Source organism: Streptomyces sp. P9-2, from assembly GCF_051903975.1.
GTDB classification, from domain to species: domain Bacteria; phylum Actinomycetota; class Actinomycetes; order Streptomycetales; family Streptomycetaceae; genus Streptomyces; species Streptomyces cellulosae.
Genome location: NZ_CP192633.1, coordinates 4,524,604 through 4,539,066 on the forward strand (window position 1 = coordinate 4,524,604; position 14,463 = coordinate 4,539,066).

The 14,463-nt window shown below is 69.2% G+C and carries 13 protein-coding genes; 3 read left to right on the top strand and 10 right to left on the bottom strand.

Translation table 11 applies throughout. From position 1 onward, the window contains the following. Positions 1-56: 56 nt before the first annotated feature. Entirely contained in the window at positions 57-833 is a 777-nt protein-coding gene (locus ACQY0Z_RS20835; RefSeq protein WP_198427677.1) for an FCD domain-containing protein, read from the top strand. A 260-nt stretch (positions 834-1,093) separates the two neighbouring features. Here ACQY0Z_RS20835 and ACQY0Z_RS20840 read toward each other — a convergent pair whose 3' ends face one another. From ACQY0Z_RS20840 to ACQY0Z_RS20860, 5 genes are all read right to left on the bottom strand, one after another. Then, positions 1,094-2,230 (bottom strand): ABC transporter ATP-binding protein, encoded by a 1,137-nt coding sequence (locus tag ACQY0Z_RS20840; RefSeq protein ID WP_189902089.1) that lies wholly within the window; start codon positions 2,228-2,230, stop codon positions 1,094-1,096. Between the two features lie 18 nt (positions 2,231-2,248). Then, positions 2,249-4,054: an ABC transporter permease gene (locus tag ACQY0Z_RS20845; RefSeq protein ID WP_189902086.1), complete on the bottom strand. Its 1,806-nt coding sequence runs from the start codon at positions 4,052-4,054 to the stop codon at positions 2,249-2,251. 6 nt (positions 4,055-4,060) lie between these two features. Further along, the gene (locus ACQY0Z_RS20850) at positions 4,061-5,176 is read right to left on the bottom strand and encodes an ABC transporter substrate-binding protein (RefSeq protein WP_189902085.1); all 1,116 of its coding nucleotides are present in this window, start codon (positions 5,174-5,176) and stop codon (positions 4,061-4,063) included. An 898-nt stretch (positions 5,177-6,074) separates the two neighbouring features. Continuing rightward, a complete protein-coding gene (locus tag ACQY0Z_RS20855) occupies positions 6,075-6,527 on the bottom strand; it encodes an RpiB/LacA/LacB family sugar-phosphate isomerase (RefSeq protein WP_381727823.1) in 453 nt (150 codons plus the stop codon). 33 nt (positions 6,528-6,560) lie between these two features. After that, the gene (locus ACQY0Z_RS20860; RefSeq protein ID WP_254586167.1) at positions 6,561-7,484 is read right to left on the bottom strand and encodes an ABC transporter substrate-binding protein; all 924 of its coding nucleotides are present in this window, start codon (positions 7,482-7,484) and stop codon (positions 6,561-6,563) included. 173 nt (positions 7,485-7,657) lie between these two features. Between ACQY0Z_RS20860 and ACQY0Z_RS20865 the strand changes: the two genes are divergently transcribed. After that, a complete protein-coding gene (locus ACQY0Z_RS20865; RefSeq protein ID WP_439812653.1) occupies positions 7,658-8,896 on the top strand; it encodes an NAD(P)/FAD-dependent oxidoreductase in 1,239 nt (412 codons plus the stop codon). 180 nt (positions 8,897-9,076) lie between these two features. Here ACQY0Z_RS20865 and ACQY0Z_RS20870 read toward each other — a convergent pair whose 3' ends face one another. Next, on the bottom strand, positions 9,077-9,685 hold the full coding sequence (locus tag ACQY0Z_RS20870; RefSeq protein WP_439812654.1) for a cupin domain-containing protein: 609 nt from the start codon (positions 9,683-9,685) through the stop codon (positions 9,077-9,079). Position 9,686: 1 nt separating this feature from the next. Then, entirely contained in the window at positions 9,687-10,307 is a 621-nt protein-coding gene (locus tag ACQY0Z_RS20875) for a cupin domain-containing protein (RefSeq protein WP_439812655.1), read from the bottom strand. A gap of 266 nt (positions 10,308-10,573) precedes the next feature. Here ACQY0Z_RS20875 and ACQY0Z_RS20880 point away from each other — a divergent pair, with 266 nt between their 5' ends. Continuing rightward, complete coding sequence (locus ACQY0Z_RS20880) at positions 10,574-11,308, top strand: FadR/GntR family transcriptional regulator (protein WP_254586169.1); 735 nt, start codon at positions 10,574-10,576, stop codon at positions 11,306-11,308. Positions 11,309-11,454: 146 nt separating this feature from the next. On the opposite strand, the gene ACQY0Z_RS20885 is transcribed toward ACQY0Z_RS20880, so the two are convergent. The 3 genes from ACQY0Z_RS20885 to ACQY0Z_RS20895 are packed head-to-tail and all read right to left on the bottom strand — an operon-like array spanning position 11,455 to position 14,302. Further along, positions 11,455-12,450 carry an amidohydrolase family protein gene (locus ACQY0Z_RS20885; protein WP_254586170.1) on the bottom strand — a complete coding sequence of 332 codons (996 nt, stop codon included), beginning with the start codon at positions 12,448-12,450 and terminating at the stop codon, positions 11,455-11,457. Then, positions 12,447-13,154 carry a 4-carboxy-4-hydroxy-2-oxoadipate aldolase/oxaloacetate decarboxylase gene (locus tag ACQY0Z_RS20890; RefSeq protein ID WP_189902075.1) on the bottom strand — a complete coding sequence of 236 codons (708 nt, stop codon included), beginning with the start codon at positions 13,152-13,154 and terminating at the stop codon, positions 12,447-12,449. Before ACQY0Z_RS20890 ends, ACQY0Z_RS20885 begins: the two co-directional genes overlap by 4 nt. Beyond that, positions 13,154-14,302 carry a zinc-dependent alcohol dehydrogenase gene (locus ACQY0Z_RS20895; protein ID WP_439812656.1) on the bottom strand — a complete coding sequence of 383 codons (1,149 nt, stop codon included), beginning with the start codon at positions 14,300-14,302 and terminating at the stop codon, positions 13,154-13,156. Before ACQY0Z_RS20895 ends, ACQY0Z_RS20890 begins: the two co-directional genes overlap by 1 nt. Positions 14,303-14,463: the final 161 nt, after the last annotated feature.

The following is a 14,463-nucleotide window of genomic DNA, read 5'->3' on the forward strand; positions in this document are numbered from 1 at the left end:
TCGAGCTGCGGTACCGGGGGCACCACGCGGGCGGTAGCGCGTGGAAGAATGCGTCCATGCCATCCAGCCAGGCTCAGCGCGCTGAGACGGAAGCAGAGAACGGCGGCAGGCCGGCCGCCCCCGGCGGGGGGCTGTTCAAGACGGTCACCTCGAGCCGTGTCTCTCAGCTGATCGTCGACCAGATCCGGACGCTCCTGAGGGAGGAGCGGCTCCAGCCCGGTGACCGGCTGCCCAGTGAGCGCGATCTGTGCACCCAGTTCGGTGTGAGCAGGGTGACCGTACGGGAGGCGCTGCGCAGCCTGGAGGCCGCCGGGCTGGTCGAGATCCGGCTCGGTGCCCGCGGCGGCGCGTTCGTGACGTCGCCGTCCTCCCGCCAGGTCGGAGAGGGGCTCGCCGACCTGCTGTCGCTGTCGCCGGTGACCGCCGCGGAGGTCACCGAGGCCCGCCTCGTGTTCGAGCTCGGCATCGTGCCGCTCATCGTCGAACGAGCCACCGAGGAGGACCTCGACGAGCTCCGCGCGCTGTGTGACCAGCACGCCGAGGCGATCAAGCAGGGCACCTACACCATGGAGATGTCCGCGGACTTCCACACCCGGGTCGCCGCCTGCACGCACAACGGCGGGATCGAGATGCTCGTGCAGTCCTTCCACGGACCGCTGCTCATGAGCCTGCGCGAGGCGCAGAGCGTCGAACCGAAGATGGGGCGGCAAGGCGTGAAGGAGCACCGCGGCTTCGTCGAGGCCATCGCGGCACGCGACGCGGAGGCCGCGACGGAGATCATGCGCACCCACCTGAAGCGGACCCAGTCCCGGGTGAAGCGCGGCCGGAAGTAGCGAGGACCGGGCTCCGCGGCGCCGGCGACGAGGCCCAGGAACACCGGCTCGCGCGAGGGGTCGAGCCGCGCGAACGCCTCGCGTGAGCCGTTCGCGCCGCACCACGGCGGGTCGGCGCCCGCCGGTCGGACCGGTCGGACGGCGCGGCCCACGCCGGCGGCCGCGCCGTGACCGCGACCGGACACACCGCGGCAGCGCCGGTCCAGCCGGTCGATGTCGTCCCCATCCCAGGGGCGCGGTACCTCGGGCCTCGCCGTCGGTCAGTCGAGCGGGACGAGGATCACCTTGTCCGGGTCGACCGAGAAGTACACCTCGGTGCCCGGTGCGATCGACAGATTGGGGTTGGAGCGGTTGTGGATCTCCAGGTCGCCGACTCCCACGATGTGGTCGACGACGTCGCCCATGAAGGCGCGGGTGAGGACCGTGCCCGCCCACTCGTTGGGGACGTCGCCCCGTCGCTCGCGGGACAGGTCGACGCACTCGGGACGGATGGAGATGAGCACCGTGTCGCCGACCGCGGGAGCCGCCTCCACGCCGCGGGCGACGAGCCGTCCCTGGGCCGTGTCGACCCGCACCTCACTGCCCGACACGGAGACGACCTTGGCCTCCATGAAGTTGGACGTGCCGATGAATTCGGCAACGAAACGCGTGGCCGGCTTGGTGTAGATCTCGCGGGGCTTGCCGATCTGCTCGACACGGCCCTTGTTCATCACCGCGATCCGGCTGGACATCACCAGGGCCTCGGCCTGGTCGTGCGTCACGTAGATCGCGGTGAGGTTCAGCTCACGCTGGAGCCGCTTGAGCTCGAACCGCATGGTCTCGCGCAGCTTGGCGTCCAGGTTGGACAGCGGTTCGTCCAGCAGCATCAGCTCGGGCCGGGTCACCAGGGCGCGGGCCAGGGCCAGCCGCTGCTGCTGGCCGCCGGAGAGCTTGGTGGCCGGCCGGGAGGAGTAGGCGCCCAGCTCGGTGACGTCCAGGGCGTGCTCGACCCGCTCCTGGATCTCCTTGCGGCCGGGGCGTTTGGCGCGGGGCATCACTTCCAGCGGGAACGAGACGTTCTTGAAGACCGACAGATGCGGCCAGATCGCGTACGACTGGAAGACCATGCCGAGCCCGCGCTGGTTGGCGTGGACGTTGATGCCGTGTTCGGAGTCGAAAAGTACGGTCCCGCCGAGCGTCACCCGGCCCTCCGTCGGGCGCTCCAGGCCTGCCACGGCCCGCAGAGTGGTGGTCTTTCCGCAGCCGGAGGGACCGAGCAGGGTGAACAGCTCGCCCGCCTGCACCTCGAAGTCGACCCCGCCGACCGCGTACACGCGTGTGCCCGTGTCGGACGGGCGCTTGGAGGAGCGCTTGGTCGTGTCGTCGTAACTCTTCTTGAGAGATTCGACCGTCAACATCGCTGAAGGTCCCTTCGATCAGTTCGCGGAGTCGCTCTGCAGCCCGAAGCGGGCGCCCAGGCGGTAGGCAATGGCGACGAGGAGGACGAGCAGGGTGACCATGCAGACGCCCAGGGCGGCAAGGGTGGTGAACTGGCCGTTCTCGAACTGCTCCCAGATCAGCACCGACAGCACCTCCTTGCCGGGGCTGTAGAGCAGGATGGTGCTGGACAGTTCACGGAACGAGACGATCAGGATGTAGACCCAGCCCGCCAGGATGCCGCCGCTCATCAGCGGAAGCAGCACCCGGCGGAAGGTCTGGAACCAGGACGCGCCGGACACCGCCGCCGACTCCTCCAGCTCGGGCGACATCTGCGCCATGGCGGACGACGCGTACCGCATGCCGTACGGCAGGTACCGCGTGCAGTAGGAGATCAGCAGGATCAGCAGCGTGCCGTAGACGGGCAGCGGCATGCGCAGGTAGACGAAGGCCAGCGCGAGACCGAGGACGAGACCTGGGATCACGATGGGTGTGAAGGCGAGGAGGTCGAGGATCCGACGGCCCGGGGCCTTGGTGCGCAGCACGACCCAGGCGACGATCGAGGCGAGGAGCATCACGACCGTCGCCGCGCCGACGCCCAGGACGAGCGAGTTCTTCAACGCGGTGAGCGCGAAGGGCTGGGTGAAGACGGCACGGTAGTTGTCCAGCGTGAGCCGGCCGAGCGTCTCGCGGGTCGGTGCGGCGTAGTACTTCAGCAGCGACGCGTAGACGAGGACGCCGACCGGCAGGATCACGGTGACCAGGAAGTAGAGGATCACCCCGGCGCCCACGAACGCCCGTGCCCGGCCCAGTTCGACCGGACGGGGGCGGAACGCCTTGCCGCCGACGGTCTGGTAGTTGCGCGAGGAGCGCTGGAGCCAGCTGGAGAGCAGGACCCCGATCACCGCGATCACGAGCAGGCCGATGGCGTAGGCCCCGGCGGCCCCGTAGTCGATCGGGTAGGAACGCAGGACGAAGTAGATCCGGCTGGTGAAGACGTAGATGCCGTTCTGCAGCCCGAGCAGTCCCGGCACCTCGAAACTCTCCAGGGACTGGATGAACATCAGCAGGGCCGAGGAGATCATCGCCGGCCGCAGCAGGGGCATGGTGATGCGCCGTAGGACCGTGAGCCGGCCGGCCCCCGACATGGCGGCGGATTCCTCGAGCGAGGGGTCCATCGCCCGGAAGGCGGCCACCATCAGCAGGAACGCCACCGGGGCGAGGTGCAGCCCCTGCACCCAGATCATGCCCCAGATGCTGTAGATGTTGAGAGGGGAGGAGCCGAACAGGGGCGTGAAAAGCAGGGAGTTGAGCAGTCCGGTCGACGGATCCGCGAGAAAGATCCACGCCGTGGTGTAGAGGATGCCGGGCACGATGAGCGGTACGAGCGACGCCGCGAAGAAGAGCCCCTTGAAGGGGGTGTCCGTCCGCACCTGCACATACGCCAGGACGGTGCCCAGGAGGAGCGCCAGAGCAGCCGAACCTATGGCGAACCAGAGGGAGTTGAGCATCATCTCGCCGGCGTGGGAGTCGCCCCCGTAGGCCCGCGCGAAGGCGTCGAGGGAGACGCCGCTGCCGTCGGCGCTCAGGAAGGTGTCGTGGATCAGGTAGCCCAGAGGCACAAGGGCGAGGTAGCCGACCACGATCACCGTGGCGCCGACCAGCAGGCCCTGGAGGGACAGCGGACGCCGTATCAGGCGCAGGAGCCGGTGGACGGGTCCTTTCCTACGGAACCGGTGCTCCGGTCCGGGGCGGGATGCGGGACCGTCGTCCCGCGTGGCCGTGGTCGTGGAGGTGAGGCTCATCGGCGGTCACTTCCCCGACTTGCCCGCGCTGCGCAGCAGCGCGTCGTACTTCTTGTCCCAGTGGGCGGCGTCTCTGCTGACACCTTCGACGTCGAAGGGCACGAGGGTGATGCCCTGCAGGCTCTTGTCGCCGGGCACCTTCGTCGACGGGGTGAGCTTGAGCTTCACCAGTTCCTTCTGGCCGTCGGTGAGCATGAAGTGATAGAAGAGCCAGGCGGAGGCCGGGCGCTGTGCGTTCTTCACCATGGCGACGCCGTTGGGCCGGGGGAACGCGGGGATCTTCGACACGCCGCTCCTGGGCAGGTGCGTGACGGGGGCACCTGCCGCGATGGCGTGGTCGGTGATGTAGGTGTAGTTCATCGCCTGGATCGCCGACTGGCCGGCGGAGAGGAACTGCATCATCGTGACGTGACCCTTGGCCACCTTGGAGTTGGCGGCGATGTCCTGCCACAGCGAGTCCACCTCGGCCTGCGACTTGCCGTGATCCAGCCAGTACTTGGTGACGTTCGCGTACCAGTCGCTGTCGCTGACCTCGAGGGTCAGCTTGCCCTTGTACTTGGGCAGCGCCAGGTCCTCCCAGCTGTGCGGCTCGTCGGCGGGCTTGACCAGGTCGGTGTTCCAGGCGGGCTGGAAGACGTTGAGACGGGTCGCTGTCCACTGCGGGAACTTGGCCGTGGAGTCCACCTTGTCGAGGGCCGCGCCGTTGAAGTCCGCGAGGAAGTCGTTGTCGGCCAGGGCCATCAGCTCCGCGAAGTTGGTTTCCAGAGCGTCGGCGCCGGCCTTGCCTGCCTGGACCTCCTGGAGGGTCCGCTGCAGGACGGTCTCGGAGGTGCCCCGGAAGACGTTGACCTTGATGCCGTACTTCTTCTCGAAGGCCTGCGTCACCGGCGTGGCGACGTCCGAGGTCATCGAGGTGTACAGCGAGAGGGTGTCGCCTTCCGTCCGGGCGACTTCCGTGGCCTTGGCGACCTGCTGGTCCTTGGGGAGGCCGGCGATCTGCGCGTAGAAGTCGTTGGCCTTCGTCCCGGCCGACGAGGTGGTGACAGCGCTGCCGCACCCGGTGGCGGTGGCGGCGATCAGCAGGCCTGCCAGGGCGAGCGTGGTGGTACGGGTGGTCCTCATGCAGTGCTCCTGAAGAGGGGCGGGAAGGGGACTGCGGTCAACCCGCCGTAGGGACGCCGCGCGGCAGCGCGTCGTAGGCGGTGTTCCGTTCACGGTGTCGCTCACGGTCCTGGGGAGGTCGCGGGTGGCGCCCGCTGGGACTCGCACCCCGCTGGACGCCTCGTCCACGGCCGCACCGTCGGCGGGACCGTGACGAAGACGCCGCCGACGAGGGCGAACTGACGCATCGCACGCTCCTTGGACGAGGTGGTTGACCGAGGGGGAACTGCGAGTCGGACGGTGGGGACGGGCTGCCGTCGCGCTGACGGTGAGGCGGGGGATGCCCGGCGCGGGACGGTGGCCTGTCGGTGTCCGTACGGGGCCGGTCCCTGTATGAAACAGCGGTTAGGTATTATGGTCTAACCATCTGTCAAAAACGTTACCGTGTCGTTGCGGTGCGTAGGGGAACGGTCGTTCCGCGGCCCCGTGCCGACCCCGCGCCGATCAGGGGAAGGTGCCTCGCTGTGGCGGGCTTCGCCGCCGCGGAGTCACGTGCGAGCGCACCCTCGGCCATGTGCCGGCCCTTCCTGATCGGCTAGCGCGACGTGACGTGCGCTGGTTGTATTGGTAGAACCATAAGTCCACCATGTAGGGGCGTCAACGAGTCGTACGGGGAGATCGAAATCCCTCAGCGGCCGTGTCCGCGACGGCCCTTGAGGCCGTCCTCGGGCCAGGTGGCAGCCGCCGCGAACGAGCGGATCCGGCCCTTGTGAGGTCGTTCCGCAGCGGCATGGCAGTGGGGCTGTTCACGGCCGGCATGCCCTCGTGAGCGGGTCGGGGTGGGCGACGACCAGGCGCACGGGGGGAGCTGGTAATGGGGCATCGTCCGGGGGAGGGGGGTCGCGTCCGGGCCCGGCGTTCAGTGCCGCACGGACTCTCGTTCGAGCGCGGCGATCTGCTCGAGCCGCCGGGCGTGCACACCGCCGTTGAAGGGTGTCGTCAGCCAGGCCTCCACGATGTCCTCCGCCTCCCGGAGCGAGAGGATCTTCGCGGCGAGGACGAGCACGTTGGAGTCGTTGTTCCCGCGGGAGACGCGGGTGCTCCACAGGTCGTGGCAGAGCCCCGCCCGTATCCCGTGGACCTTGTTGCAGGCGATGGTCTCTCCGAGGCCGCTCCCGCCGAGAATCATCCCGCGGTCGGCGTGTCCCCCCGTGACCTGCCGGCACACCTCCGCGCACAGTGGGGGGTAGTCGACCGGTTCCTCGGCATGACTGCCGCGGTCGTCGACGGTGTGTCCCTGTGCCGACAGCCGGTCGACGAGCCGGGCCTTGAGGGCGCGTCCGTTGTGGTCGGCGGCGATGGCGATACGCATACGGTTCCCTTCGGCGGAGGACGGGAGCGGGGGTCAGGCGACCATGCCGAGCGTGCTCTCCGCGAACAGCGTCTCCAGCGGCACCGGCCGGTCGATGATGCGCTGGTCCACCGCATGCCGCATCAGCTGCTCCAGCATGGCCCGGTTCGGCTCGGCGCCGTACGGCAGCGGGTCCGCGCCGGTCGTCTCCAGGACCCGCTGGTACATGCGGTCGGTGGCGGTCGGCGAATCGACGGCTCCGACGCGCAACCGGTCCACGTAGAGCTGCTTGGCGCGGGCGAAGGCGTCGAAGACCAGCGCCCCCAGTTCGGGCTGTTCCCTCAGCAGCGCGTCGCGGATGACGATCAGGTGGTTGATGGGGTACAGCGAACGCTCCCGAAGGGCGGTGAAGCCTGCCTCCTCGGCATCCGGGATCAGAGGCGCCAGGGCGGGGGAGGCCGGCTTGGGGCCGATGACGGCGGCCAGTTCGCCGGCGAGCACCATGTCCTCCAGGGAACCGCCGGGCTCCATGGGGACCACGTTGGCCGGGGAACGGTACGACGCCACGTGTTCGTCACCGGAGAGCACCCATGTGACCTTGTCGAGGTCGACGCCGTACTCCTCCTGGAGCACGGCACGCGCCCAGACCCCCGTGGTCACCGTGTAGCCCCGGCTGACTCCGACCCTGCGGCCCTCCAGGGCCTTGGGGGTGCGGATGGCCGATGCGGGATCGTGGTGGACCGCGCCGTGGTGGAACCCGCGCACCAGGAAGACGGGGACGGCGGTGAACCGCGCTCCGTGCGCCTTGGCGACCAGGTAGGTGGTCAGCGCCATCTCGCTGACATCGAACTCCAGCCCCCGCACCATGCGCCGGAACGCCTGGACGAGTACGGGAACTTCCTCGAACTCGAAGCGGAAGCCGCGGGGGGCGACCGCCCCCGTCTTGAGCGCCTCGTTGTTGCCCTGAGTGCGGGTCACTGTCGTGAGCTGAGGTAGGACCATGCGCGGAAAGGTAGCATGGTCAGTCCATAAGTCCATAGGGGTCGCAGGGGCAGGTGTTGAGTGCGAACCGGCCGGCGGCACAGGTGCTTCTGCTTCACCTTCCATCATGGTTCAATGGTATGACCAAAACCGTGACTAGGAGTTGGCCCATGCCGGACCCCGGGATTCTCATCGTCGGCGCCAGCCAGGCGGGCGCTCAGGTCGCCACCTCGTTGCGCGAGAGGGGGAGCACCGCCCCGGTGACGCTCGTCGGCGCGGAGCCGCACCTTCCCTACCAGCGGCCGCCCCTGTCGAAGGCTTTCCTCGCGGACAAGGCGACCGAGGAGAGCCTGTTGCTCCGCTCCGCGGAGTACTACCGCAGCTACGACATCGACGTGGTCACCGGCGAGTGGGTCGCGGACGTCGTCCTCGACCGGGACGGCTCGGGCACCGCGGTCACGCGCTCCGGCCGTACCTTCGACTTCGGCCGGCTCGCGCTCACCACGGGCGGCACGCCGCGCCGGCTGTCGATCCCCGGTGCGGACCTCGACGGTGTCCTCTACCTCCGTGACCTCGACGACGCGGTGCGTCTCCGGGGCGCCCTCAAGACCGCACGCAACGTCGTGGTCGTCGGCGGAGGCTTCATCGGCCTCGAGGCCGCAGCGGTCGCGCGGGCGCTGGGCAAGGAGGTCGTCGTCGTCGAGGCGCTCGACAGGCTCCTCGCACGTGCCGTCGCGCCCGTGATGTCGGAGTTCTATCTGGCCGCTCACCAACGCCGTGGAAGCAGGGTTCTTCTCGAACGCGGCGTCATCGGCTTCGAGGGCGACGGCAGTTCGGTCACCTCCGTGGCCCTTTCCGACGGCACGAGCGTTCCCGCCGACCTCGTTCTCGTCGGCATCGGGCTGGTCGCCCGCACCGAGATCGCCGAGCGGATCGGCCTCCGCTGCGAAGCCGGCATCGTCGTCGACGCGTACGGCCGCACCAGCAACCCCGACGTCGTGGCCGCGGGTGACTGCACAGCCCTCGACGCGGGCGACCGCCGGCCGGTCCGGATCGAGTCGGTGGCCAACGCGATCGCCCAGGCGCGTACCGCGGCGGCCACTCTCGCCGGTTCGCCCACGCCGCTCGCGGCCGTGCCGTGGTTCTGGTCGGACCAGGACGACATCAAGCTCCAGATCGCTGGCCTGAGCGCCGGCCATGACGCCGTGGTGGTCCGCGGGGAGCCGGCCTCGGAGAGGTTCTCGGTCCTCTACTTCCGCGAAGGCGAGGTCGTCGCGGTGAACGCCGTCAACGCCCCCCGCGATTACATGCTCGTGAAGAGAGTCCTCGACACCGGCGGCTCACTACCGATGGAACGGGCCGCCGACGTGGACGTCCCGTTGAGGGATCTTGTGGTCCGCGTGGCTTGACGCGGGCAAGCAGCCGGCTCGGCCGCAGCCGGTCCGGGCAGCGGTGGACCGGTGGGCTGCGGAACGGGCTGCGGACCCACGAGAGGCGCCCGGCCGGAGAACCCCGGCCGGGCGCCTTTCCTTCGAATCCGCTGAAGGCCGGCGCTCCGGCGTTCCGGCGGCCGACCTGCCGGACCCGTCTCAGGACGGTGCCCGTGGGCGGAGGTAGTCACGGATGGTGTCGGCGTCGAGCACGACGTCCGGGTCGTACTCGGGCGCGTCCTCGAGCTGCTCCAGGTCGTTCAGTCCCGAGTGCTTGAAGATCCTGTTGATCGCCGAGATGAGTCGCGCAGGACGCTCCGGGTCCGCGTTGAAGTGCTGGTGGATCGTGTTCGGCGGCACGTAGATGACGTCGCCCGCTTCCCATTCGAAGCGCTGCACCTCGTCCTGCGGCTTCCAGTGGTACGTGTCGGTGATCTCGACGTCGCAGTCCTGGTGGAGGTCGTACCCCCGCCCTTCCACGACGTACAGACACTCCTCGGCCAGGTGGCGGTGCTTACCCGACCGGCTCCCGGGCGGGATGATCTGCATGTAGGCGTCGACGGTCTCCATCCGGGTGTTCATGTCCTCGTTCAGGAGATGCTTGAGCAGGCCCTGACGGGACATCTCCCACGGCATGTCCTCCGGGTGCAGGATCTTGCGCCGCCCCGCGTTCCGTTCGGGTGCCGCCGCCGCGTCGTCGAGCAGCTTCCGGTAGAGCGGCGCCCTCTCGGCGCCGGCGATCCAGGCCCCGGCCTCGTCCCACGCCATGTCAGTAGCCCCCTTCCGGGTGGTTGAAGTCGTCCTCTTCCTCGCGGGCCTCGAAGCCGACGCCCTCCGGGGTGGGCTCGAGTTGCCGCGGCTCGACCTGCTTCTGGAAGAGCATGTTCATGAACAGGTACATGGGCTTGGTCTTGAGGACGAGTGCGCGCGCGGGCTTCTCGGCCGAGGCGTTGAAATGCTGGTGCACACAGTTGTTGTGCACGATCGCGACGTCTCCGGCCTTCCAGTCGTAGCGGATCCCGTCGTGGACCTCGTAGCCGACGCCGTCGAGGATGTAGAACGCGGCTTCGTTCACGTGTCCGTGCTTCTGCGACTTGCCTCCCGGTCCGTACTCCTCCAGGTGCAGGTGGAAGAGCTGGCTGATGCCGTCCTTCGGCTCGACGTAGTGCCGGCTGTAGGCCTGCGGTCCGTCCACGAACTTGATTTCGGAGGCCTTGCGGACCCGGGGCATCGACCGCAGCCGGGCAAGCTCCGCATCGAGGTTGTACTCGCCCTGGATCCCGCGCACGAAAACGCGGTCCTTCTTGCTGTGGTAGAGGCCGGCGAGGCGTGCGTCCTCCGCGGCCCCGCCCTCCTTCGCATGCTCAGGGGTCAACGCGTCGTCAGTCACTCGTCACTCCTTGGCTTAATGGTCTAATCATTGTGATGGTACTGTCGAGGCTTCGGGCCGGTCAACGGTTCCGGGGGGCTGCGACCGGAAGCGAAGGAGTCGCACCCCGTGGCCCGGCGGCGCCCACGCCGGCGGGCAGCCTGGGAGGGGTCTTGTCGCGGTCGCGCGCGCTACCTCGGAGGCCTGCAGGTCAGACCATTAGAGTGGTAGATTCACATGACCACTTGACAACGCCTCGATGCATGACTTCGACAAAGGGACTTCGCATGACGACTGCCGACGACGGGAACCGCAGCCCGAAGACCGGTCTGTTCAGCCCCGTCAGCATGTCGCGCGTTTCGCAGGTGATCGTCGATCGGGTCAAACTGCTCATTCGTGACGGCGAACTCACCCCGGGGGACCGCCTGCCGAGCGAGCGGGATCTCTGTGAGCAGTTCGGTGTGAGCCGGGTGACGATCCGTGAGGCCCTTCGAGTCCTTGAGGCGAGCGGGCTCGTCGCCGTCCGGGTCGGCGCACGCGGCGGCGCCTTCGTCACCGCGCCGTCCACCGAACGCCTCGGGGAGGGGCTCGCCGACCTGCTGAGCCTCTCCGCCCTGACCGCCGCCAATGTCACCGAGGCGCGGATGGTCGTGGAGACGAGCGCCCTGCCCCTGATCATCGAACGGGCCACCGCCGAGGACATCGCCGACCTCCTGCGGCTCACCGACGAAGGCCAGGCCGCCCTCGAGGCCGGCACGTATGACGTGGGGATGTCCGCGGCCTTCCACGTCCGGCTCGCCGAATGCGCGCACAACCCGGCCCTGACGATGCTGATCCACAGCTTTCACGGGCCGATGCTGATGTCGCTCCGCGAAGCGAAGGTGAGCGCGCCGCTGATGGGGCGGCAAGGGAGCGACGAGCACCGCGAACTCGTGCTCGCCATCCAGAGCCGCGACCTGGCCACGGCCGAGGCGATCATGAAGGCCCACCTGCAGCGCACCGCCTCGCGGGTCGACGGCTGACTGAACGGGCGCCCTCCGACCGCGCGCGGGCGTCGCGAAGGGTGCTGCCCCTGGAAGAGTGCGCCGGTTTTCTCGCCCTCTTCCCAGGGGCGGGCCGTTTCCCCTCGGACGGCGGTGAGGGGGCGCCCGTCACCCGTCGCGGGGGCTCACCCGGCCGGCGAAGTCCAGGCGGCCAGGCGGGGGTAGACACGCAGAGCGTTGTTGGTGAGGACGTCCGCCAGCGCTTCGTCCGAGAGGCCGGCGTCCTTCACGTAGACGAGCGTGTCGTCCCACGCCACGCCCGAGGAGGGGTCGGCCCCGCGGACAGCGCCGAGCATCTCCGAGGCGAAGAGCACCTTCTCGGTGGGCAGGACGCCGAGCAGGAGGTCGATGCCCGGCTGGTGGTAGACGCAGGTGTCGAAGAAGACGTTCGACAGCAGTGCCGACGGATCCTGCCAGCCGTTGCGCATGGCCAGACCGCGGTAGCGCCCCCAGTGGTACGGCACCGCACCGCCCCCGTGCGGGATCACCAGCCGCAGCCCCGGGAACCGCCGGAAGACGTCACCCTGGAGCAGCTGCGTGAACACGCTGGTGTCGGCATTCAGGTAATGCGCGCCGAGGGTGTGGAAGTTGGGGTTGCACGCCGTCGAGACGTGCACCATGGCCGGGACGTCCAACTCCTCGAGCAGCTCGTACACCGGGAACCACGAGGCGTCGGTCATCGGCCTGCCGGCCCATGTGCCCGACGGGTCCGGATTGAGGTTCACGCCGACGAAACCAAGCTCCCCGACGGTACGCCGCACCTCCGCGAGTACGCCGGGAAGGTTGCCGTCCGGTGTCTGGGGAAGCTGCGCGACCGGCGCGAAGCGCCCCGGGAAGAGCTTCGCGACCCGGTGGACCACGTCGTTGGAGACCCGCGCCCACGCGTTGGCCACGGAGGGGTCGGGAACGTGGTGTTCCATGCCCGAGGCCTTCGGGGAGAAGAGCATCAGGTCGCCGCCGCGCTCGCGCATGACGCGGAGTTGGTTGTCCTCGACCGACTGGCGAAGCCGGTCGTCGCTGATCGGGGCCATGGATGCCGGCTCACCCGCCAACTGGGCGTCACGGAAGTCCCGCAGCTCTCGCGGAGCCGTCGTGTAGTGGCCGTGGACGTCGATGATCATCGCGTCCGCTCCTTCAGATACGTCGCGTGGTCGACGTAGCGGATGCCTGCCTTCCGCAGCAGCGGGCGCATGTCGTTGACGTCGAGGGCGATCTCGCCGGCCGCGTACCGGGCACGCGAACCGGCCTCCTTCCGCTCACGCGCCTTCGACGCTGCCAGCACCTCGGCCGCCTTCAGCCGCCCGACCCGGACCACGCCGTCGTCGTCGGCGACGATCACATCACCCGGTTCGACGATCTGTCCGGCGATGGCGATCGGGACATTGACGTCCCCGAGGGTGCCCTTGACGGTGCCCTCCGCCGAGACGGCCTTGGACCAGACGGGGAAGCCCAGTTCCCTCAGGTCGGCCACATCACGCACCCCGGCCTCGATGACGAGGCCCCGCACACCGCGCGCCATCGCCGAGGTGGCCAGCAGGTCGCCGAAGTAGCCCATGTCGCACGGCGCGGTCGGCACGACGACGAGGACGTCGCCCGGCCGGCACTGCTCCATCGCCACAGCGATCGTCGTGTTGTCCCCGGGGGCGACGGTCACGGTGACCGCGGTACCGGCGGTGCGGGCACCGGGCCAGACCGGGCCCAGGTGCGAGCCGAGCAGGCCTGTGCGGCCCTGGGCCTCATGGACGGTGGCCACTCCGTACGCCGAGAGGGCGTCGGCCACGGCCAGGTCGGCGCGGGGCGTACCGGTGACGACAAGGCCGGCCATCAGCGGACCCTCCCGCCGGGCCGGCCGACCAGCTCGGGCATCATCGAGACGTGGATCGCGTCCTCGTCGGTCTCGCCGGCCAGCACGCGGAGCGCGTGGTCGACCTGGTCGATGCCGTAACGGTGCGTCGCCAGCTTCTCCAGCGGGTACCGGTGCGAGGCCAGTTGGGCGACGGCGAGTTCGCATGCGCGGAACGAATGGCCGCGCGCCGACCTGATGGTGATCGCCTTCTCGGTGATCAGCTTGACGGGGAAGTCGGGGAACGCGGCCAGCTCCCCCTGGATGAGCAGCGTGCCCTCGCGGCGCTTCAGGACGTCGACGCCGAGCAGGACCGGCGCCGTGCCGGCGCGCGAGGTGCAGTCGAGCACGTGGTCGACGCCGCGTCCGCCGGTCAGGTCCATGATCTTCTCCCGGGGGTTCTCGGTGAGGACGTCGACGACGTCGTCCGCCCCGAGCTCCCTGGCGAGCTCGAAGCGCGCCCGGTCGCGGGTCGTGCCGGAGACGATGATCTGCGACGCGCCGGCCTGCCTGGCCGCGACCAGCTGCGCGAGGCCCTGCTGGCCCGGGCCCTGGATCAGGACCGTGTCGTTGTACCCGACACCCGCGGTGAGGAGCGCCCACTCGATGCCGTTGGAGAGCGGCATCACAAGGCCGGCCTCTTCGGCGGTGACGGTGTCGGGAATCTTGTGGAGCACGGCGTTCCACGGCAGGAACATGTACTCCGAGAAGCCGCCCCACAGAGTGCCGGGGTTGCCGGCCGAGGTGTAGCCGAAGCGGCGGGCGTCGTCGTTCGTGCGCCAGTCGGTGGCCTCGCAGTGGCGGTACTCGCCGATTCTGCACCACTCGCAGGTGAAGCACGTGACGTAGTGCTCGACGAAGACCCGGTCGCCCTCCTGCAGCCCATGGCGCGCCTTGAACTTCTTCCCCGCCTCGGCGATCACGCCCACGTTCTCGTGACCCATGATCACGGGCCCCTGTGTCGCCCTGGTCGCGGGCGGGTTCTTGTAGAGCTTCACGTCGGTGCCGCAGATGCCCGCCACCTCGACCTTGAGGAGGGCCGAATCGGCGTCGAGCTGCGGTTTCGCGAATCGGCGCAGCTCGGTGGTCGCCGGCGCCGTCCGCACGGCCGCCAGCACGGTCTCTGTCATGGGGTCTCCCGATGGCACTATTGGCGCAATGGACTGACCAAACGTATACCATCGCCGCGAGGCGCGTCACGGGTGCGCTCTCGGTGGGGCAGTCGTTCGCGCCGACGCGTCCGATCGCCCAGGCCTCTGGCGGGAGTTCACCCGTCACCCTCCGGACCGCG